Source organism: Agromyces sp. Leaf222 (assembly GCF_001421565.1).
In the GTDB taxonomy this organism is placed as follows: domain Bacteria; phylum Actinomycetota; class Actinomycetes; order Actinomycetales; family Microbacteriaceae; genus Agromyces.
Map to the genome: position 1 here is coordinate 842831 of NZ_LMKQ01000001.1, position 18969 is coordinate 861799.

General features: G+C 71.9%; 21 protein-coding genes. 12 read left to right on the forward strand and 9 right to left on the reverse strand.

Translation table 11 applies throughout. The features are described from left to right. The first annotated feature begins 64 nt into the window (after nucleotides 1-64). The gene (locus tag ASE68_RS03570) at nucleotides 65-688 is read left to right on the forward strand and encodes a hypothetical protein (protein WP_055855234.1); all 624 of its coding nucleotides are present in this window, start codon (nucleotides 65-67) and stop codon (nucleotides 686-688) included. Further along, the gene (locus ASE68_RS03575; RefSeq protein ID WP_055855236.1) at nucleotides 685-1470 is read left to right on the forward strand and encodes a PspA/IM30 family protein; all 786 of its coding nucleotides are present in this window, start codon (nucleotides 685-687) and stop codon (nucleotides 1468-1470) included. The genes ASE68_RS03570 and ASE68_RS03575 overlap by 4 nt, the downstream gene beginning before the upstream one ends. 25 nt (nucleotides 1471-1495) lie before the next feature. Here the strand turns inward: ASE68_RS03575 and ASE68_RS03580 are convergent, their stop codons facing one another. Both ASE68_RS03580 and ASE68_RS03585 read right to left on the reverse strand, forming a co-directional pair. Next, the gene (locus ASE68_RS03580; protein ID WP_055855238.1) at nucleotides 1496-2119 is read right to left on the reverse strand and encodes a response regulator transcription factor; all 624 of its coding nucleotides are present in this window, start codon (nucleotides 2117-2119) and stop codon (nucleotides 1496-1498) included. Then, the gene (locus tag ASE68_RS03585) at nucleotides 2116-3339 is read right to left on the reverse strand and encodes a sensor histidine kinase (RefSeq protein WP_055855240.1); all 1224 of its coding nucleotides are present in this window, start codon (nucleotides 3337-3339) and stop codon (nucleotides 2116-2118) included. Before ASE68_RS03585 ends, ASE68_RS03580 begins: the two co-directional genes overlap by 4 nt. 187 nt (nucleotides 3340-3526) lie before the next feature. Between ASE68_RS03585 and ASE68_RS03590 the strand changes: the two genes are divergently transcribed. From ASE68_RS03590 to ASE68_RS03600, 3 genes are all read left to right on the forward strand, one after another. Continuing rightward, entirely contained in the window at nucleotides 3527-4600 is a 1074-nt protein-coding gene (locus ASE68_RS03590; RefSeq protein ID WP_055855242.1) for an ABC transporter permease, read from the forward strand. Beyond that, nucleotides 4597-5292, forward strand: coding sequence for an ABC transporter ATP-binding protein (locus tag ASE68_RS03595; protein ID WP_055855243.1), 696 nt, complete (start codon nucleotides 4597-4599; stop codon nucleotides 5290-5292). The genes ASE68_RS03590 and ASE68_RS03595 overlap by 4 nt, the downstream gene beginning before the upstream one ends. Nucleotides 5293-5404: 112 nt before the next feature. Further along, on the forward strand, nucleotides 5405-6355 hold the full coding sequence (locus ASE68_RS03600; RefSeq protein ID WP_055855245.1) for a hypothetical protein: 951 nt from the start codon (nucleotides 5405-5407) through the stop codon (nucleotides 6353-6355). Between the two features lie 44 nt (nucleotides 6356-6399). Here the strand turns inward: ASE68_RS03600 and ASE68_RS03605 are convergent, their stop codons facing one another. Then, a complete protein-coding gene (locus ASE68_RS03605) occupies nucleotides 6400-7095 on the reverse strand; it encodes a DNA alkylation repair protein (protein ID WP_369800054.1) in 696 nt (231 codons plus the stop codon). Nucleotides 7096-7143: 48 nt separating this feature from the next. Next, nucleotides 7144-8121, reverse strand: a complete 978-nt coding sequence (locus tag ASE68_RS03610) for an LLM class flavin-dependent oxidoreductase (protein ID WP_235480750.1) — start codon at nucleotides 8119-8121, stop codon at nucleotides 7144-7146. A gap of 88 nt (nucleotides 8122-8209) precedes the next feature. Here ASE68_RS03610 and ASE68_RS03615 point away from each other — a divergent pair, with 88 nt between their 5' ends. Together ASE68_RS03615 and prpB are read left to right on the forward strand one after the other, a co-directional pair. Next, on the forward strand, nucleotides 8210-8869 hold the full coding sequence (locus ASE68_RS03615; protein ID WP_055855247.1) for a pentapeptide repeat-containing protein: 660 nt from the start codon (nucleotides 8210-8212) through the stop codon (nucleotides 8867-8869). Between the two features lie 123 nt (nucleotides 8870-8992). Beyond that, nucleotides 8993-9892, forward strand: a complete 900-nt coding sequence (gene prpB, locus ASE68_RS03620; RefSeq protein WP_055855249.1) for a methylisocitrate lyase — start codon at nucleotides 8993-8995, stop codon at nucleotides 9890-9892. An 82-nt stretch (nucleotides 9893-9974) separates the two neighbouring features. Here the strand turns inward: prpB and ASE68_RS03625 are convergent, their stop codons facing one another. The 3 genes from ASE68_RS03625 to ASE68_RS03635 form a co-directional block, all read right to left on the reverse strand. Further along, nucleotides 9975-10643: a GAP family protein gene (locus ASE68_RS03625; protein WP_055855250.1), complete on the reverse strand. Its 669-nt coding sequence runs from the start codon at nucleotides 10641-10643 to the stop codon at nucleotides 9975-9977. A gap of 19 nt (nucleotides 10644-10662) precedes the next feature. Then, complete coding sequence (locus tag ASE68_RS03630) at nucleotides 10663-11886, reverse strand: AI-2E family transporter (RefSeq protein WP_055855252.1); 1224 nt, start codon at nucleotides 11884-11886, stop codon at nucleotides 10663-10665. A gap of 108 nt (nucleotides 11887-11994) precedes the next feature. Further along, nucleotides 11995-12564 carry an NADPH-dependent F420 reductase gene (locus tag ASE68_RS03635; RefSeq protein ID WP_055855254.1) on the reverse strand — a complete coding sequence of 190 codons (570 nt, stop codon included), beginning with the start codon at nucleotides 12562-12564 and terminating at the stop codon, nucleotides 11995-11997. Between the two features lie 101 nt (nucleotides 12565-12665). Between ASE68_RS03635 and ASE68_RS03640 the strand changes: the two genes are divergently transcribed. The 4 genes from ASE68_RS03640 to ASE68_RS03655 all read left to right on the forward strand — a co-directional run bounded on the left by ASE68_RS03640 (nucleotide 12666) and on the right by ASE68_RS03655 (nucleotide 15684). Continuing rightward, on the forward strand, nucleotides 12666-13217 hold the full coding sequence (locus ASE68_RS03640; RefSeq protein WP_082461957.1) for a MarR family winged helix-turn-helix transcriptional regulator: 552 nt from the start codon (nucleotides 12666-12668) through the stop codon (nucleotides 13215-13217). 132 nt (nucleotides 13218-13349) lie between these two features. Next, on the forward strand, nucleotides 13350-14645 hold the full coding sequence (locus ASE68_RS03645; RefSeq protein WP_055855255.1) for a flavin-dependent oxidoreductase: 1296 nt from the start codon (nucleotides 13350-13352) through the stop codon (nucleotides 14643-14645). Then, the gene (locus ASE68_RS03650; protein ID WP_055855257.1) at nucleotides 14642-15196 is read left to right on the forward strand and encodes a MarR family winged helix-turn-helix transcriptional regulator; all 555 of its coding nucleotides are present in this window, start codon (nucleotides 14642-14644) and stop codon (nucleotides 15194-15196) included. The genes ASE68_RS03645 and ASE68_RS03650 overlap by 4 nt, the downstream gene beginning before the upstream one ends. Beyond that, nucleotides 15193-15684 carry a DUF3237 domain-containing protein gene (locus ASE68_RS03655; RefSeq protein WP_082461959.1) on the forward strand — a complete coding sequence of 164 codons (492 nt, stop codon included), beginning with the start codon at nucleotides 15193-15195 and terminating at the stop codon, nucleotides 15682-15684. The genes ASE68_RS03650 and ASE68_RS03655 overlap by 4 nt, the downstream gene beginning before the upstream one ends. Here the strand turns inward: ASE68_RS03655 and rox are convergent. Continuing rightward, nucleotides 15669-17105: a rifampin monooxygenase gene (gene rox, locus ASE68_RS03660; RefSeq protein WP_055855259.1), complete on the reverse strand. Its 1437-nt coding sequence runs from the start codon at nucleotides 17103-17105 to the stop codon at nucleotides 15669-15671. The genes ASE68_RS03655 and rox overlap by 16 nt on opposite strands. Before the next feature lie 24 nt (nucleotides 17106-17129). Then, complete coding sequence (locus ASE68_RS03665) at nucleotides 17130-17735, reverse strand: TetR/AcrR family transcriptional regulator (protein ID WP_162238243.1); 606 nt, start codon at nucleotides 17733-17735, stop codon at nucleotides 17130-17132. A 119-nt stretch (nucleotides 17736-17854) separates the two neighbouring features. Between ASE68_RS03665 and ASE68_RS03670 the strand changes: the two genes are divergently transcribed. Further along, entirely contained in the window at nucleotides 17855-18856 is a 1002-nt protein-coding gene (locus ASE68_RS03670) for an SDR family NAD(P)-dependent oxidoreductase (protein ID WP_055855262.1), read from the forward strand. The last annotated feature ends 113 nt before the right edge of the window (nucleotides 18857-18969 follow it).

Below are 18969 nucleotides of genomic sequence, written 5' to 3' on the forward strand. Positions count from 1 at the left end.
TTCTCGCGACACGCGTTATATCGCGTGTCGACGGAGTCGTCGATCACGACTTGGGGGTGGTGCAGTGACGGGCATCGAAGTGGTGCTGGGCGTGCTGGGGGGCATCGTGCTGTTCTCGCTCGCCGTCATGGTGACGTTCGTGCTCATCGTGCGAGCGGCCGTACGGCGTGTGCGCCGCAACCGCGCCGTGAGCGGCGCCGCGCTGCGGGCCAGGGCCAAGGTCAGCCGGGGTGCGCAACGCCCGGTGCTCGCCCTGCGTGTGCGACTCGACGAGGCGCTGCGCAGTGGCGGTGCGGCCGTCGAGCTCGTCGCGGGCGGCGGCGGATCCCGCGGCGAGCTGCCGCGCCTGTTCGGGCGCATCGCCGACGAGGGAGGCGTGCTCGACCTGCAGCTGCGCCTCATGGAGTCCGAGCACGACACCGCCGTGCTCGCCGAGGAGTTGCCCGCAGCACGTCATCGCGTCGACCAGGTCGAACAGCTCGTTCGGCATGTGCGGTCGGCCGTGGCATCCGGGCTCTCGGGAACCACCGACGACACGCTCGCCGTGCTCAGGTCGGATGTCGACCGCGAGGTCGCCGCGCTGCACGCGGGCATCGAGGAGCTGCAGGCGCTCAATCGGCGCGACGGGCGCTTCGCCGCGCCGTCGCCGCAGGCTTCAACCGTTCGAGATGAGGGGAACCGACCATGAGCAGCAGTAGCAACACCTCGCGGATGCGAACGATCTTCCGCAGCAAGACGACGAAGGCGCTCGACCGCATCGAGGACCCGCGGGAGACCCTCGACGACAGCTACGACCAGCAGGTGAAGCTCCTGCAGCAGGTGCGCGTCGCCGTCGCCGACGTCGCGACCGCGAAGAAGCGCATCGAGCTGCAGGGCGAGGAGATGGGCGCGCGTTACCAGCGCCTCGGCTCGCAGGCGGCCGAGGCGCTCGCGCAGGGGCGCGAAGACCTCGCGCGCGCCGCACTCGAGCGCCGCGCGATGCTCGAGAGCCAGGTCGCGCAGCTGCAGCAGCAGTTCACGGCGCTCGACCGGCAGACGGCGCAGTTGCAGGAGCGCGAGCGTCGCCTCACCGACCAGGTCGCCGCGTTCCGCATCGAGAAGGAGACCATCAAGGCGACCTACACCGCCTCCGAGGCCCAGGTGCGGGCGAACGAGGCCGTGTCGGGCATCAGCAACAGCATCACGGATGTCGGGTCCAGCCTCGATCGCGCACGCGACCGCGTCGCCCAGATGCAGGCCCGTGCGGCCGCGACCGACGAGCTGCTCGCGAGCGGCGCCCTGACCGACCTCACCGCCGCGCCCGACGCCGACATCGAGCGTCAGCTCGCCGTCATCTCGGCGCAGGCCGAGATCGAGCGTCAGCTCGAGGCGCTGAAGGGCGGTTCCGGCGCCGCCGGCGGCGCATCCGCGCAGCCGGGTTCGGGCGGCTGGACGAGCATCGGGCAGGCGGGGCCGGCCGGTCAGGGCTGAGCCAGAGCGCCATCCCGTCGAGGCGTCAGCGCAGGATGCCGCGCTGACGGGCCGCGGCGACCGCGGCCGTGCGCGACGACACGTTCAGCTTCGAGAAGACGTGCGCCAGGTGCGACTTCACGGTGGTCTCGCTGACGAAGAGCTCGGCGGCGATCGCGGTGTTGGATCGCCCGGCGGCGACGAGTTCGAGCACCTCGATCTCGCGTGAACTCAGGCTCACCGAGGGTGCACGCATGCGGTCGAGCAGTCGTGAGGCGATGACCGGGGCGAGGGCGCTCTCGCCAGCTGCGGCGGCACGCACCGCCGCGAGGAGCTCGTGCGGCGGGGCATCCTTCAGCAGGTAGCCGCTCGCGCCGGCCTCGACCGCGCCGAGGATGTCGGCGTCGGAGTCGTAGTTCGTGAGCACCAGCACGTACGGCGGGGCGCTGAGCGAGCGGATGCGCCGGGTCGCGTCGGCCCCGGTGCCGCCGTTCGCGCCGAACTGGAGGTCCATGAGCACCACGTCGGGATTCTCGCGCTCCGCGGCGCGCACGGCCTCATCGCCCGATGCGGCCTCGGCGACGACGTCGACGTCGGGCTCCTGGCCGAAGAGCGCGACGAGCCCGGCTCGCACGATGGGGTGGTCGTCGGCGATCACGATGCGGATCATGAGACCCCCTCGAGGGCGATGGTCACGGCGAGCGTCGTGCCCTGACCCGGAGCGGAGTCGATGACGAGCTCCCCGCCGAGCTGCTGCACGCGCTCACGTGTGGCGCGCAGGCCGAACGAATCCGATCGGCCGTCGGTGTTCGCGCTCTGCAGTGGATCGAACCCGTCGCCGTCGTCGACCACGGTGAAGCGCACTTCGTCGTCCTCGACGGCCAGGGTGATCGTCGCGACCGATGCGTGCGCGTGCTGGATGACGTTCGCGATCGCCCCTTGCGCGATGCGGAGCAGTGCGGTCTGCAACTGCATCGGCAGCACCACCTGATCGGAGACGCGCACGCGCACCTCGAGCCCGTCGGTCGCCCACTGCGTCTCGGCGAGACGGCGCAGCGAACCACCGAACCCGTGGTCGTCGAGGTCGGGCGGCGTCAGCTCGCGGATGAACCGTCGCGCGTCGGCGAGGTTCGCGGCCGCGGTCTCGCGGGCCAGCCGGATGTGCTCGATGCCGGGCCGCTCGCCGTCGGCGCGTTCGGCCGCGTGCAGGAGGATCTGGATGCTCGAGAGCCCCTGCGCCAGCGTGTCGTGGATCTCGCGGGCCAGCCGTGCGCGCTCGGCGAGCACCCCCGACTCGTGCTCCGTCGTCGCGAGTTGGGTGCGTGTCGCGAGCAGTTCGTCCATGAGGGCCTCGCGTTGTGCGGCTTCGCGGGCGAGCGCCTGGTATCCGAGCCCGATGAGGAGCGCGACCCCGGCGCCGACGAGCGGGCCGATGACGCCGCCGATCGTCCACCCGCCGTGCAGGCCCAGTGCGCAGATCGCGATGATCGTCGAACCGAGGATCGCGGCAGACCCCCACCAGCGGCCGAGCAGGTGCAGGTAGAGGAAGAACATCGGAAACACGAGGTAGGCGGCCTCGGGGATGAGCCACACCAGCACGACCCACTCGAGGCTGAGCGCCGCGAGCCAGATCAGCGGGGCGATCCGCCGTCGAGAGCCCGCGCGTGTGCCCTCGGAGGCCCCCTCGTGCGCGTGCTCGCGCGGCCGAGCGACCACGCCGCCCAGGCCGTAGGTGAGCAGCAGCACCGCGGAGATCGCGATGACCAGGCCACTGGATTCGGTCGGGGCGAGGATCGCGCGCACCATCACGAGCACGGTGAGGGCCGCGAACAGCACGTGCAGCCCGGTTCGCAGACCCACGAAGACCGGGGTCAACGCGGTGTGGGCCATGGGGCCGACTCTACGGGCAGGCCGGGGCCGCGGCACCCTTCGAAAGGACGATTCCCGGGTCATCCGTTCGCCCGCCGAATCGTGTGCGGAGTGCGGATGACGCGGGCGGGCCCCGCGAGAAGAGTGGGACATGCCACCTCGTCGGGTGGTCATGCCGCCCCATCGGGTGGCCGGAAAGGACTCCAACATGTTCGTCGCGATCCGCGACCTGCGCTTCGCCAAGGGCCGATTCGTGCTCATCGGCTCGGTCGTCGCGCTCATCACCATCCTGGTCGGGTTCCTCAGCGGGCTCACCGGCGGGCTCGCCACGCAGAACATCTCGGCCGTGCTCGCCATCCCGGGCGACCGCATCGTGTTCTCGGCGCCCGCCGACGGTTCCGACGCCGCGAGCTTCTCGGACTCCGCCGTCACCGCGCAGCAGGCCGAGGACTGGGCCGCCGTTCCCGGCGTGCGCGGCGTCGAGCCGATCGGCATCAGCCAGACGAGCGCCGAGGCGGGTGACGTGCGCACGGCGATCGCGGTCTTCGGGGTGCAGCACGGGTTCGACGCCACGGCCCCTTCCGCCGACGGACGCGTCGGGCTCTCGGCGCCGGCCGCGAAGGACCTCGGCGTCGAGGGCGGTGACGAGATCTCGATCGCCGGCACCGAGTACACCGTCGAGACGATCGGGGGCGACGCCTGGTACAGCCACACCCCGGTCGTCGAGATGACGCTCGCAGACTGGCAGTCCTACGCGGCCGCGACCGGCAACCCGGGGGCGGATGCCACGGTGCTGGCCGTGAGCGGCGACCCCGACTGGGACGCCGCCGACGCCACGAACGGCACCGTCTCGAAGACGACCCTCGGATCCCTGCTCGCGCTCAGCGCCTTCAAGTCGGAGATCGGCTCGCTGCTGCTCATGGTCGCGATGCTGTTCGGCATCTCGGGTCTCGTCATCGGCGCGTTCTTCACCGTCTGGACCATGCAGCGCAAGGGCGACATCGCCGTGCTCAAGGCCCTCGGGGCGAGCACCGGTTCGCTCGTGCGGGACGCCTTGGGGCAGGCGCTCGTCGTGCTCGCGCTCGGCATCGGGGTGGGCCTCGCCGTGGTCGCGCTGTTCGGCGTGCTCGTCGGCGGAAGTGCCCTGCCGTTCCTGCTCAGCCCGATCACCACCCTGCTGCCGGCCGTCATCATGATCGTGCTCGGCCTCGCCGGAGCCGGTTTCGCGCTCCGCTCCGTCACCTCCGCAGACCCACTGACCGCCCTCGGGAGCAACCGATGATCACCCTCGACACCATCACCCTGACCTTCCCCGACGGCGACGGGCGGCTCACGGCCGTCGACCGGGTGTCGCTCACCGCGCACCCCGGAACCGTCACGGGCATCACCGGCCCGAGCGGGTCGGGCAAGTCCAGCCTGCTCGCCGTGGCCGCGACGCTCATCCGACCCGATGCCGGCCGCGTGCTGATCGACGATATCGACGCGACGAAGCTCGACGCCGGCGAGGCCACCGAGCTTCGACGCAGCCGGATCGGCATCGTGTTCCAGCAGTCGAACCTGCTGCCGTCGCTTACGGCGACCGAACAGCTCACGGTGATGAACGAGCTCGGCGCGAAGCACAGCCGCCGCAACCGCGGTGCCGCCTCGGCTCGGGCCGACGAACTCCTCGACGCCGTGGGCCTCGCCGATCAACGGGGCAAGCGACCGCACCAGCTCTCGGGAGGTCAGCGGCAGCGCGTGAACATCGCCAGGGCGCTCATGAACGACCCGAGTGTGCTGCTCGTCGACGAACCCACGAGCGCCCTCGACCAGGAGCGCGGGGCGAGCATCATCGAGCTGATCCTGAGGCTCACCGATGAACGCAACACCTCGACCCTGCTCGTCACCCACGACCTCGTGCACCTGCCGCGCATGCACGGCGTCGTGCACCTGGTCGACGGGCGGATCACCGAGGTCGCACGCGCTGCGGCCTGAACGCCCGTCGGCGGAGGGGCCGAGCCCGGTTCGCGCCGTGCCGCCGCGCAGCGATAGGCTCGGCGCACCGCGCTCGTGCGGGACCCGACCCCTTCTTTCCACGGAGCCCCCGATGCCGGAAGCGCCCCCTGCGCCCGAACCCGCCCGAACCCTGAAGCAGAACCTCGTGCGCGATGTCGGCCCCGTATTCGCGGTGCTGTTCGTCGCCCTCGCCCTGTGGGTCGGGTTCACGATCGTCGCCCCCGAAGACGCCGAGGCGGCCGACCCGGTCGCACCGGTCGCGGTGTACTCCGCCGAGCGCGACTCCGCCGCGAGCACGGCCCTCGCCGGTGCGCGACGCTCGGCGCTCGAGGCCGCGCTGCCGCTGCGGGCTGCGGTCCGCGACCTCGCCGGATTCGCCGATGCGGCGCTGCTCGCAGAGGCGGGCACGGCGGTGGCGGCACTCGACGCGGCGATCGCCGGGGTTGAGGCCGCGGAGGTCGTCGATGCGACGTCCGCGACCCACGCTGCGCTGCCGGCGTTCGTCGAGCGGTTCGCCGCCGATGCCGAGGCGCGCATCGCGGGCGCGACCTCAGCCGAGCCGGCGATGCTGCAGGGGGCCCGCACCGCCGTCGACGCACTGCGTCGGGCGTCGCAGACCGATCGAGCGGGCGTCGCCGCCGGATTCGCGCCGATGCGCTCGGCCGTCGAGGCCGCCGTGGCGAGCCATGTCGCGGCGCTCGCGTTGGCCGAGTCGGAGTCCGAGGCCGAAGCGGACGATGAGACCTTGGAGCCGGAGCCCGCCACCGGCGGCACCGACTTCTGCGCGGGCGTGACCACGTCGACGATGTTCTGCCCGGAGCCGCTCGTCGTGACGACGCTCGGAGCCTACGTCGGAGCCTGCCCGGCCGGCACGATGCCGCACGTCTTCGAGAGCATGATGGCGCCGGGCACGATCACGCTCGACTACCCGTTCGAGTACACCTACTCGGTCATGGACGAGGTCCACCTCTCGGTGATGCACTGCGACCCGGAGGGCTCCATGGGTGCGCCGCACGGGCCGGGCCCGGAGCCGGCACTGTGAGCCGCGGCTGATCCGGGCTCGGTCGCCCGATTCGCCCGAGTCGCTCAGGCCGATGGACCCTCGCCGCGGCGCACGATCTCGGCGATCCAGATCGGCGCGAACGGCGACGTGCAGTTCGGCGGAGTCGGGTAGTCCTTCAGCACCTCGAGACGTTCGCCGATGTCGATCGCCCGTGCCCGGTACTCGGGGTGGTGGATGCCGATGTATGCCAGGCAGTCGTTCATGGACCACTGCAGGCGCGGTGGGGCGCCTTTCATGTGCGCTTCGATGAGGTCGAGGAGCCCGGCGAGGTCGAGCCCTTCGGGGTTCTTCGCGATGCGGGCGGCGGTGAGCGACCAACCGGCACTGGCGACGACGTCGTCGGGGTCGTCGAACCAGGCGACCCGCAGCTCCTCGACGTGCGGGCTCTTCTTCACGACGTAGTTGACGAGCCAGTCGTGCACCTTGGGCACGCGGCCATCGCGCAGCATCTCGTCGAGCTCGGCGGCGGTGTACTCCTTGGGGCGACTGATCAGGATCGCGACGAGCCGCGCGGGCGTCTCACCGGTCGCCCAGAGCTGCACGGCGAGATCCTGTCGGACCTTCAGCCGCTTGGCCACGCCGCGCAGCAGGCTGAGGTTGACGCCGTGGTCGTCGCCGTGGCGTTCGTTGACCGCCCGGACCTTCGGATCCTCGAGCGCGGCGAGCTCGGCGAGCACCTCGCCGACCGTCGGGTCGAGCACCTGCGCACCGCCTGCCACCATGGTCTCCTTCGCTCGGTCGGGCTGGGCCTCAAGCCGAGGTCGGGATCAGCGCGGCAGCACCTCGGCGAGGCGCTCGAGCTCGCCGAGGCGGTCGTCGCCGATCGGCGTGAGCACGACCGTGGTCGCGCCCGCCGCGTGCCGGGCGGCGAGGCGCTCGCGCACCTGCTCGGCGGTGCCCGCGAGGGCGAGCTCGGCGACCCACTCGTCGGGCAGGCGCTCGGCGAACTCCTCGGGGCTCGACGACGACGCGCGCAGCCGTGCGAGGTCGTCGGCGAAGGGCAGGCCGACGAGGTGCGGCGCCCAATCGGGCTCGCCGATCCACGCGAGTCCGGGGCGCACGCGGGCGAGGGCGGCCTGCGGGTCTGCATCGACCGCCGCGACGTCGTAGGTCACGACGAGGTGGCTCGCGGCATCCGTCGCCCCGCTCCTGACGTGCTCGACGGCGGCCGCGATGTACGGGGGTGCTGCGGGTTCGGCGAGCACCACGCCGTCGGCCGTCGCGCCGGCGACCGCGAGCGACTTCGGCCCGCGGACGCCGAGGATCACGGGCGGCACCACCGAGGCGGGCTCGACGAGCTCGACCCCGGCGACGTCGACGTACCGACCGGCGGCCGGGCCCGGCTCGCCGCGGAGCAGCGCGCGCACGGCCGTCGTGTACTCGCCGAGCAGGGTCAGCGGGCTCTTCGGCCAGGCGCCGACCTGACGCATCCAGTCGGGCATGCCGTGCCCGATGCCGGCGACGAACCGGCCGGGGAACATGAGCGCGAGCGTGTTGAGCTCCATCGCGGTGAAGGCCGCATTGCGCGCACCGGCGGGCAGGATGCCGACGCCGACGGTGATGTGCTCGGTCGCCGCGAGCACGGCGCCGGCCTGGGCGAGCCCCCCGCGGAACCCGAGGTCCTCGACGAGCCAGACCTCGTCGAAGCCGAGCTCCTCGACACGCCGCGCGTACGGCAGCACCTGGTCGACGGGCAGGTCACGGGGCAGGAGGACGCCGACGTTGGCGTTGCTGGGAGCGGTCACGATGCCATCCTTCCAGAGGCGTCGGCGGCCCGCCGTAGGATCGACCGGTGCCGTACCTCGTTCTCCACATGCTGATCCTGCGCTGACCATGGCGAAGCAGACTCGCACGATCGCCCCTCGCCTCGACCGCATCGTGCTGCCCGACCTCGACGAGGCGGATGCCGCGGTGCTCGCGACTGGCGCAGACCTCGAGGGTGTGCGGGTCGTCGGCGGCGACCTCGCAGAGCGCGACCTCACCGGCATCCGCCTGCGCGAGGTCGAGATCGCAGGCGTCGCGGCCCACGACGTGCACCTGCGCGGGGCCGACATCGCCGAGAGCGTGCTCGACCGCTGGGACGCTCCCGTGCTGCGGGCGCCGCGCGCGAGCCTCCGCGACGTGGTCGTGTCGAACTCGCGCATCGGGTCGGTGGAGTTCTACGAGGACACCTGGCAGGCCGTGCACTTCGTGGGCTGCAAGCTCGGGTTCGTGAACCTCCGCGGCGCGACGCTGCGCGACGTGCGGTTCACCGACTGCACGGTCGACGAACTCGACCTCGGCGGGGCCAGGGTCGAGCGCATGGCGTTCACGGATTCCGACGTGCGCTCGCTCGACGTCACCGGCGCGCGGCTCGCCGACGTCGACCTCCGCGGCCTCGACCTCGACGTGACCGGGGTCGAAGGGCTGCGCGGCGCCACGATGGACGAACTGCAGGTCGCGCTCATCGCGACCCGGTTGGCCGAGCATCTCGGCATCCGCATCGTCGGCTGAGCGCGGCTGAGCACGGCCGACCACGGCCGACCACGGCCGGCCGCCCGCGTCCGGCGGGTAGCCTGTGATGAGCGCCCACGACTCGACGACCGACGGGGGCGCGGCCGCGAAAGGACACCCCTGATGCTGTACTCCCAGACCCCTGCCGCCGAGAAGCGCCGCCTCTTCCGCGAGCGCCTCGCGTCCGGCGAACTGCTCCGCTTCCCCGGTGCGTTCAACCCGCTGTCGGCTCGCCTCATCGAGCGCAAGGGCTTCGAGGGCGTCTACATCTCCGGCGCCGTGCTCGCGGCAGACCTCGGGCTGCCCGACATCGGCCTGACGACCCTCACCGAGGTGGCCGGCCGCGGTCAGCAGATCGCGCGCATGACCGAGCTGCCCGCCATCATCGACGCCGACACCGGGTTCGGCGAGCCGATGAACGTGGCGCGCACGATCCAGACCCTCGAAGACGCGGGGATCGCCGGCACCCACATCGAGGACCAGGTGAACCCCAAGCGGTGCGGCCACCTCGACGGCAAGCAGGTCGTCGACGAGAACACCGCGATCAAGCGCATCCGGGCGGCGGCCGATGCCCGCCGCGACCCGAACTTCCTCATCATGGCTCGCACCGACATCCGGGCCGTCGAGGGGCTCGACGCCGCGATCGACCGTGCCAAGGCGCTCGTCGATGCCGGGGCCGACGCGATCTTCCCCGAGGCGATGCGCGACCTCGGCGAGTTCGAGGCCATGCGCAACGCGCTCGACGTGCCGATCCTCGCCAACATGACCGAGTTCGGCAAGAGCGACCTGTTCTCGGTCGACCAGCTGCGCGACGCCGGCGTGAACATCGTGATCTGGCCGGTCTCGCTGCTGCGCATCGCGATGGGTGCAGCCGGCCGCGGCCTCGACACGATCATCGACGAGGGCCACCTCACGTCGAAGCTCGGCGAGATGCAGCACCGGGCCGACCTCTACGACCTCGTCGACTACGAGGAGTACAACCACTTCGATCAGGACGTGTTCAACTTCCAGATCGCGCGCTGAGCCGGCACGACCTGCCGACACGGGAGGGGCGGATGCCGCGGCATCCGCCCCTCCGCGTGTACCGGTCGGTGCGCGCCGGGCCTCAGAACCTGCTGAGCCCGCTGCCGAGCACGACGACGCCGATCAGCAGCACGATGAGCGAGGTGACGACGGCGCTGTTGCGGATGAGCCAGTCCTGCCAGATGAGGAGGCGGGGCTGCATGCGCTTCGGGTCGGCGAGGGTGACGATGATCGGCACGGCGACGGTCGACGCGGCGATCACCACGTAGACGCCGATGGAGATCGCCGTGTCGGCGAAGTCGAGGTCCTCCCCGCGGATGGCCAGACCGGCCGCGATCGCGAGCAGGATCGCCTTGGGGCGCAGGTTGAGCACGAGGGCGAGTCCGACCGCCGGCCACGCGCCGATCTTGTCGATCGAGCGGAGCCACTTCGGCAGTTCGGTGCGGGAGTCGTGCCGAGTACGCGCCCACGAGACGATGGCGAGCACGATGAGGGCAGACCCGATGACCGTTTCCCAGATGCCGATCGCCGTGTTCGGGCGCAAGCCGAGCTTGGGCGTGGGGATGAGCTGGGCGAACAGCGTGCACATCGAGACGACGAGCAGGAGCCCGGCGACCCAGCCGATGAGGAAGGGCAGTGCGGTTCGGGTGCGGTTCGGCGAGAGCAGCAGCACGATCGTGGCCATGATGGGCACGGAGCTGACCGCGGTGGCGACCGCGAGCGGGAGCAGGTGGCCGATGGCGGCGAGCATCGTCGTCGTCCCCGCCCGCTCAGTCGTGCTTCACGTCGTCGCCGGGCTGGGCGGTCGCGGTGGGCACGGACGTGCCGGTGGCCTTGCGCGCGCGCCGCTCGGCCTTTCGCTCGGCATCCGATGCACTGAGGGTCGCCCTCGTCTCGACGAAGTCCCCGAGCAGGGGGCGCACCCATGGCATGCGCGGGTTGGTGTCGATGAGCAGGACGCGCACCAGGAGCGTGAGGGGGATCGCGAGGATCGCACCCGTGGGCCCGAGCACGACCGCCCAGAACAGCACGGAGAAGAAGGTGATCGACTGGCTGAGGGCGACGGCGTTGCCGACGACGCGCGGCTGGACGATCGACTGCACGCCCGCGTTGACGATGCCGTAGAGCACGATGACCGCGATGACGGTCGGCCACCCGCCGGTGAGGGCGCCGAAGACGATCGGCGGGATGATCGCGATGAAGTAGCCGACGTTGGGGATGAAGCTGCAGATGAATGACAGGAGGCCCCAGATGAACGCGCCCGGGACGCCGAGGAACTCGAGGACGACCCAGTTGATGACGCCCTGGGCGACGCCGAGCGCGGTCGTCACGACCATGTAGCGACGGACGTTCGCGGCGTAGTCGCGCAGCGAGTGCACGAGCAGGGGGCGATGCGGCTCGATCTTGCGCAGCACGGCGGGCAGCAGCGAGGCGTCCATCGGCATCAGGAGCAGCATCGTGAAGATGATGACGAAGGTCGTGGTCACACCGACGGCGCCGCCGACGAGCCCCCAGACGACCTGGGCGATCTGTCCGACATCGAAGCTGCCGAGCGCCGCGGAGATCTCCGAGGAGTCGAGGCCGATCGATGCGGCCCAGCCGCCGAGACTCGCGATCCAGGCCTGGATCTCGGGGGTGTACTGGGTGATCAGCTCGGCGAACTGGCCGAGCGCGATGGCCACGGCGTAGCCGAAGACCACCACGAGCGCGAGGAGCGCGACGATCACGGCGCCCGTGGCGATGCCGCGCGGCACGCCGCGTCGCTCGAGGGCGACGCGGATCGGCTGCGCGCAGATGGTCAGGATGAGGGCGAGGAAGACCGGTGCGACGATCGAGGCGATCTGCGCGAGGCCGATGACCGCCAAGGTCCCGCCTCCGAGGGCCATGAGCAGGAACGCGTTGCGATGCAGGGGCGTCGCCGCCGCGGCGGCAGCGACGTCTGCCGGAGCCTCGGGCGCCGGCTGGGGTTTCGGGTGCTTCCGATTCCACCACATCGAGGTCAGGCTAGTACCCCAGCGGCGCCGGATGGGGGAGATGCGCCGAATCCGTCGCGAACGGGCGGGACCGAGCGCGGCCCCGCCCGTTCGGTGGTGGGTCGACGACTACGCGGCGAGCGGGAACCCGCCGGTCCACGAGATCTTCTCCTGCACGGCGAGCGTGAGCTGCAGGAACCCGAGCGACTCGAGCTCGCGGGCGCGCTTCAGCGCACCGGCGTCGACGGCCTTGACGCCGCCGGCGCTGACGGCGGCGGCGAGCAGCGCCTTGGCGTCGGCGTCGTCACCCGCGATGAGCACGGTGGTGGTGGCATCGCCGATGGTCTTCGAGGCGAGCGTGCTCGCGAAGTTCGTGTTGAAGGCCTTGAGCACGCGCGACTGGGGGAGCGCTGCGGCGAGGTCGGCGGCGGCCGAGCCGTCGGCGTCGACGACGAGGCCGTCGAAGGTGGTGAAGTCGAGCGGGTTCGTGATGTCGACGACGACCTTGCCGGCGAGCTGCTCGCCGCGCTCGGCGACGATCTGCGCGAGGGCGGGGTGCGGCACGGCCAGCACGACGATGTCGCCCGTGATGTCGGTGGTGCTGCGGTCGACGTACTCGACGGTCGTGCCGCCGTCGGCGAGCAGGCCGCCGATCGCCGTGCCCATGTTGCCGTTGCCGATGATGCTGACCGTGGTCATGTGGTTCTCCTCGTGGTGCCGAATGGCAGTTTGGTTGTTGAGACAACTAAACCGTAGCACGGCATTGGTTGTCATGACAACCAATGCGCTAGAATGGCGTCATGACGACCACCCAGCCCTTCTCCTCGGCCGAAGCCACGGCGTGGGCGAGGCTCGTCGCGGTGAGCGAACTGCTGCCGACCGTGCTCGACGCGCAGCTGCTGCGCGATGTCGAGCTCACGCATTTCGAGTACCTCGTGCTCTCGGTGCTCGCCGCCTCGCCCGAGCAGACCAGCCGCATGACCAGGCTCGCCTCGCAGACCAACGCCACGCTGCCGCGGCTCTCGCACGTCGCCCGCCGGCTCGAGCAGAAGCGCCTCCTCGAGCGCTTCCCGTGCCCGCAAGACAAGCGGGCGACGAACGCGCGCATCACCGCCGACGGCCTCGCGGTGCTCGAGCGGGCCGCCCCCGGCCACGTCGCGACCGTGCGCACGAACGTGCTCGACGCGCTCGAGCCGGCCGAACTCGAGCAGCTCGCGGCGATCACCGCGAGCATCCTCGCGCGGCTCGATCCTGAGGGGCGCCTCTCGGCGACGCAGTGCGATGCCACCACTCGGGTCGCCTCGGCCGGTGCCGACGCGGTGCCGGATGCCGCGGCGGCCGTTCCCGCGTAGGCCCGCCACCGGCATCCCCTCGACCGTCCGCCGGCACTCGCCGGGGCGACCATCGCCCTGCGCTCGGCCGCTGCCCCTTGACAGGGATTTGTGTTTGTTCCAAACTCAATTCACCACTTGCAAGGAGGCAGCGTGAAGATCGTCATCGTCGGAGCCGGAATCGGCGGACTGGCCACGGCCCTGAGTCTCGCGGCGGCGGGGTTGCGCGACGTGACCGTCGTCGAGCGGGCCCAGGGGCTCCGGCCGCTGGGCGTGGGCATCAACCTGCTGCCGCACGCCGTGCGCGAGCTCACCGAGCTCGGACTCGTCGACGCGGTCGCCGCGATCGGCACGGCGCCCGGTCGCCTCTCGTACTTCAACCGCTTCGGGCAGCCCGTGTGGAGCGAGCCCCGCGGACTCGAGGCGGGCTACCACTGGCCGCAGCTCTCGGTGCACCGCGGCGAGTTCCAGCTGCTGCTCGCCGACGAGGTGCGACGCCGCCTCGGCGCCGACGCGATCCGGCTGGGCTGGCGAGCGACGGGCGTCGAGCACGGGGTCGCCGGTGCGGACGGCCGCGTCGTCGAGCGGGCGAGGTTCGCGGATGCCGCGGGCGCCGAGCTCGTGCTCGACGCCGACGTCGTGATCGGGGCCGACGGCATCCACTCCGCCCTGCGGGCGCAGGCGCACCCGACCGAAGGCGCACCGCCGTGGAACCGCCTCGTGCTCTGGCGCGGCACCGCCCTCGCCCCCACCTACCTCGACGGCCGCACGATGATCATGGCCGGTGACGCCGAGCAGAAGTTCGTCGCCTACCCGCTCGTCGCCCCCGGCACCGAGGCGGGCATGACCCGCGTGAACTTCATCGCCGAGCGTCGTGCGCCAGAGGGCGTCGACGAGACCGCCGACTGGAACCACGCCGTCGACCCGGCGCCCATCGTCGACCTCTTCGCCGACTGGGACTTCGACTGGCTCGACGTGCCGGCGATCATCGGCGCCGCCGACGAGATCCTCGAGTACCCGATGGTCGACCGCGATCCCCTCGACCGCTGGACGGTCGGGCGCACGACGCTCCTCGGGGACGCCGCGCACGCGCTCTACCCGAACGGCTCGAACGGCGCCTCGCAGGCGATCCTCGACGCCCGGTCGCTCGCCTTCCACCTCGCGACCACGGCCGACGGGGGCCCCGACGGCATCGATGCCGCGCTCGCCGCATACGAGGCCGACCGCCGGCCCATCACGACGAAGCTGTCGGCGATGACGCGGCAGCTCGGCCCCGAGCGGGTGATGCAACTCGCCTTCGAACGGGCGCCGCAGGGGTTCGCCGACATCCACGACGTGATCCCAGAGGCCGAGCTGCGGGAGATCGCCGACGCCTACAAGGTGGCGGCCGGCTTCCACCCCGAGTTGCTCAACGAGCGCTCGTCGCTGACCCCGGCGGCGCGGGCATGAGCATCGCGGCGCGCGCGTCGGCCGGCGAGGCCGGCGGCGCATCCGCCGAGGCGGCCGACGGCCTCGACGTGGCCCGCCTCAGCGGCCTCATCTCGCCGCTGCGACGCAGCCTCCTGCGCGCCGCGCGGGCGGCCGAGCACCTGCCCGACCTCCCCGACGCGCAGGTCGAGGTGCTCCGCGCGCTCCCGGTCGACACGGCGCGAAGCCCCGTGGAGCTGGCCGAGGACTTGAGCCTCAACCGCACGACCGTCAGCAACCTGCTGAAGTCGATGGAAGCCGGCGGGCTCGTCACGAGGGCGACGGATGCCACAGACCGCCGCCGCGTCGAGGTGCGCGCCTCGGCCGAGGCGCACCGCCTGCTCGAACGGTTCGACGCCGCGAGCGCGAGCCTCGTCGGCGACGCACTCTCCGCCCTCGGACCGGCCGATGCGGCCGCCCTCGCCGCGGCGCTGCCCGCCCTCGAGCGGCTGCGCGACACGCTGCAGGAGCGCTCGCGGGCCGACCGCGGCATCCGCTCGACCGCCGATGTCGCCGTAGAGGCACGCGCATGACCGGGGGAGCGGATGCCGCGGGTCGCGTCGAGCCGCCCGCGACCCGGCTCGTGAAGCTGTTCCGCGCGGCGGTCGTCGTCGACGGCATCGAGGACCACGGCGTGACGAGTGCCGGGCACCGACGTGTCGTGCCGATCCTCGGCGGGCGCTTGAGCGATGGCCTCGACGCCGAGGTGCTCGCCGGAGGCGCCGACTGGCAGGTCGTGCGGCCCGACGGCACCATCGAGATCGACACGCGCTACACGGCGCGCACCGCCGACGGCGCGCTGCTGCACCTGCGCACCCACGGCCTCCGCTCGGGCAGCGCCGAGGTGCTCGCGGCGCTCGGCCGCGGCGAGGTCGTGCCGCCCGAGCAGTACCGGTTCCGGCTGCACGTCGAGGTCGAGACATCCGCCCCCGAGCTGGCGCACCTGCAGCGCTCGCTCATCGTGGGCGTCGCCGCCCGCGGGCCCCGCGAGGTCGTCTACGACGCCTACGCGGTCGACTGAGGCGCGCCGAACCAGGCCGGCAGGCGGTCGTCGAGGTCGTGCTGGTCGTCGCCGATCCATGCGACGTGGCCGTCGGGTCGCAGCAGCACCGCGGGCGCGTCGAGCTCTGCATCGGCGTCGGCGAGCAGGTCGACCCGGTCGGTCCACCTGCCCGCCGAGAGCGCACCCGTGCGGTCGAGCAGCAGTCCGCGGCCGTCGTGCATGCGGTCGTAGAGGCGCCCGTCGGAGAGGCGGATGTCGCGCAGCCGACGGCCGAGCAGCGCGGGTCCGTCGCCGAGGTCGTAGCGGATGCCGATCGAGGTGACCCGCTCGGCGAGCAGCCTGCTGACGTCGTCGAAGTCCATGAGCTCGGTCAGCAGGCGGCGCACGGCGAGCGGGCCGGGTTCGGGCAGCAGCAGCTCGCTCTGGGCTCGGGTCAAGGTCAGCACGCTCTCGGCGACCGGATGCCGCTCGGTGAAGTAGCTGTCGAGCAGGCCGGCCGGCGCCCGCCCGTCGACCTCGGCCGCGAGCTTCCAGCCGAGGTTGAACGCGTCCTGGATGCCGAGGTTCAGCCCCTGCCCGCCCAGCGGAGGGTGCACGTGCGCCGCGTCGCCCGCGATGAGCACCCGGTCGACCCGGTAACGCTCGGCGAGGCGGGTGGCGTCGCTGAACCGGGTCAGCGAACGCGGCGAGTGCACGCCGAAGTCGGTGCCCGCGTACGCCAGCAGCTGCGCGCGGAACTCCTCGAGGGTCGGTGGCACCGTGCGATCCTCGGCGACGGATGCCGCGGGCACGACCGCGCGCGACAGTCCGTCTCCGGCGGGGCCGATGCCGAACCCGCGATGCGTCCTGCGCACCTCATCGGAGATGGCGGCGATCTCGTCGGCGGGCATGGTCACCCGCACCTCGCCGAGGAGCCACTCGGTCGTGGCCGGCTCGCCCGGGAATCCGATGTCGAGCCGCCTCCGGGTCAGGCTGCGCCCGCCGTCGCAGCCGACGAGCCAGCGCGAGCGCAGCCGGGTGCCGTCGGCGAGCTCGACCTCGACGCCCTCGTCGCCCTGCGCGAACTCCGTCACCTCGGTGCCGCGCCGGATCTCGGCGCCGAGCTCGGCGGCGCGCTCGGCGAGCAGGCGATCGGTGACCGGCTGGGGGATGCCGAGCACGTAGGCATGCTCGGTGTCGAGGTCGGCGGGAGCAGGCGTGTCGATGCCGGCGAACCGGCCGACGCCGGCCGGATACCGCGTGCCGTGCTCGAGGAAGCGGTCGAGGAGCCCGCGCTGGTCGAGGATCTCGATGCTTCTCGCATGCAGGCCGAGCGAGCGCACGGCCGGGCTCGGCACGGCATCCCGCTCGAGCACGAGCACGTCCACGCCGTGCAGGCGCAGTTCGGCGGCGAGCATCATGCCCGTCGGTCCGCCGCCGCTGATGATCACGTCGTGCATTCGAACCTCCATGCGTCGTCTGCCCTACGGTTGCGCGTCGCGCCCTTCCGCCGAGAGCGGCACGCCGGGGCCGACGAGCACGCGCCAGACCCAGTCGGCCGCGATCTCGACGCTCGGCCGTGGCTCGAGCTCGAGCCATGCCTGGATGACGGCCATGCACGACCCCGCGATGCCGGCCGCGACGATGTCGATCGGGAGCCCTTCGAAGGCCGTCGTGCCCGACGAGATGACGCCTGCCCTCGCCTGCGCCTCGAACCGGGCGCGGATGCGCGCGACGACGATGGGGGAGCCGCGCTCGCCCAGCACGCGCCGGTAGAGCGCGGCATCCGTCTCGAAGTGCTGCAGGAACGCGATCATCGCCGGCGGCAGCTGCGCGGGGATGTCGGTCGGCGTGCCGAGGTCGGCGACGGCGTCGATCTCGGCCGCCTCGATGGCGTCGGCGAGCAGCAGCTGCCGGTCGTCGTAGTGCTGGTAGAAGCTCGAGCGGTTGACGCCGGCCTCGTCGGTGATCTCGGCGACCGTCGCGTCGTCGAAGCGGCCTGCGCGCGCGAGGTCGAGCGCCGCCTGCTGCAGTGCCCGCCGGGTGCGCTCGACGCGCGCATCCACTCGGTCGTCGGTCGATTCCGTCACTCCCGCATTCTTGCAGCCTGGCGGCCGCGAACCCGTGATTTCGCCGACAATTGTCGGATATCCGACAAATGTCGTTTAGGCTGGACCTGTCCAGTTCGGAGCAGAAAAGGAACCCCACCATGGCTCTCACCGCCAACTCCACCATCGCCGAGTGGCTCGCCGACCCCGCAGGCAAGGCCGCGCTCCAGGGCCTCGTGAGCCAGGGCGGCGGTTCGATCGACCAGCTCGCCCCCATCGCGAGCCTGCCCCTGCAGCAGCTCGTCGTCATGAGCCAGGGCCAGATGCCGCAGGCGGCCGTCGATGAGCTCGTGAAGGCCGTGAACGGCGGCGTCATCCCCGAAGACGCCGAGTCCACCGCCTGGCAGGAGCAGGTCACCCCCGGCCGCTTCGCCGGCAAGACCGTGATCGTCACCGGCGCGGCATCCGGCATCGGCCGCGCCACCGCGAGCCGCATCGCACGTGAGGGCGGCCGCGTCGTCGCCGTCGACATCTCGGCCGAGAAGCTCGACGAGTTCGCGGCATCCATCCCCGGCGCCGAGATCGTGCCCGTCGCCGGCGACATCACCAAGCAGGAGTCGATCGACGCGATCGCCGCCGCCGCCGGCGAGAAGATCTTCGGCCTCGCGAACGTCGCCGGCATCAACGACGACTTCTCGCCGATCCACGAGACGCCCGACGCCATCTGGGACAAGGTCATGGCCGTCAACGTCACCGGTACGTTCAAGCTCACCCGCGCGGTCGTGCCGTTCATGCTCGAGGCTGGCAAGGGCTCGATCGTCAACGTCGCGAGCGAGGCCGGCCTGCGCGGCAACGCGTCCGGCAACGCCTACACGGCCTCGAAGCACGCCGTCGTCGGCCTCACCAAGTCGGCCGCCTTCATGTACGCCCTGCAGGGCGTGCGCGTGAACGCCGTCGCCCCCGGCGGCGTCGCGACCGGCATCCCGTTCCCCCCGCACGTGTCCGAGGTCGGCTCCGCCCGGCTCGCGCCGTTCCAGGGTGCGATCCCGTCGGTCGCGACCGCCGAGGCGCTCGCCGCCTCGATCACGTTCCTGCTCAGCGAGGACGCCGTCAACATCAACGGCGCGATCCTCGCCTCGGACGGCGGCTGGTCGGTGCAGTAACCCGGACAGTCGTCTCGCCTCACGGCGATCAGGGGCGGGGCGGATGCTGCGGCATCCGCCCCGCCCTTGTGCGTGCGCGTGTGCGTGTGCGTGTGCGTGTGCGGGGCGCCGTG

What these genes read in the sequence shown, in the direction of transcription:
- ASE68_RS03575 (WP_055855236.1), top strand. Translation starts at nt 685, where the DNA reads ATGAGCAGCAGTAGCAACACCTCGCGGATGCGAACGATCTTCCGCAGC.
- ASE68_RS03580 (WP_055855238.1), bottom strand. Translation starts at nt 2,119, where the DNA reads ATGATCCGCATCGTGATCGCCGACGACCACCCCATCGTGCGAGCCGGG.
- ASE68_RS03585 (WP_055855240.1), bottom strand. Translation starts at nt 3,339, where the DNA reads ATGGCCCACACCGCGTTGACCCCGGTCTTCGTGGGTCTGCGAACCGGG.
- ASE68_RS03590 (WP_055855242.1), top strand. Translation starts at nt 3,527, where the DNA reads ATGTTCGTCGCGATCCGCGACCTGCGCTTCGCCAAGGGCCGATTCGTG.
- ASE68_RS03595 (WP_055855243.1), top strand. Translation starts at nt 4,597, where the DNA reads ATGATCACCCTCGACACCATCACCCTGACCTTCCCCGACGGCGACGGG.
- ASE68_RS03600 (WP_055855245.1), top strand. Translation starts at nt 5,405, where the DNA reads ATGCCGGAAGCGCCCCCTGCGCCCGAACCCGCCCGAACCCTGAAGCAG.
- ASE68_RS03615 (WP_055855247.1), top strand. Translation starts at nt 8,210, where the DNA reads ATGGCGAAGCAGACTCGCACGATCGCCCCTCGCCTCGACCGCATCGTG.
- prpB (WP_055855249.1), top strand. Translation starts at nt 8,993, where the DNA reads ATGCTGTACTCCCAGACCCCTGCCGCCGAGAAGCGCCGCCTCTTCCGC.
- ASE68_RS03625 (WP_055855250.1), bottom strand. Translation starts at nt 10,643, where the DNA reads ATGCTCGCCGCCATCGGCCACCTGCTCCCGCTCGCGGTCGCCACCGCG.
- ASE68_RS03630 (WP_055855252.1), bottom strand. Translation starts at nt 11,886, where the DNA reads ATGTGGTGGAATCGGAAGCACCCGAAACCCCAGCCGGCGCCCGAGGCT.
- ASE68_RS03635 (WP_055855254.1), bottom strand. Translation starts at nt 12,564, where the DNA reads ATGACCACGGTCAGCATCATCGGCAACGGCAACATGGGCACGGCGATC.
- ASE68_RS03640 (WP_082461957.1), top strand. Translation starts at nt 12,666, where the DNA reads ATGACGACCACCCAGCCCTTCTCCTCGGCCGAAGCCACGGCGTGGGCG.
- ASE68_RS03650 (WP_055855257.1), top strand. Translation starts at nt 14,642, where the DNA reads ATGAGCATCGCGGCGCGCGCGTCGGCCGGCGAGGCCGGCGGCGCATCC.
- ASE68_RS03655 (WP_082461959.1), top strand. Translation starts at nt 15,193, where the DNA reads ATGACCGGGGGAGCGGATGCCGCGGGTCGCGTCGAGCCGCCCGCGACC.
- rox (WP_055855259.1), bottom strand. Translation starts at nt 17,105, where the DNA reads ATGCACGACGTGATCATCAGCGGCGGCGGACCGACGGGCATGATGCTC.
- ASE68_RS03670 (WP_055855262.1), top strand. Translation starts at nt 17,855, where the DNA reads ATGGCTCTCACCGCCAACTCCACCATCGCCGAGTGGCTCGCCGACCCC.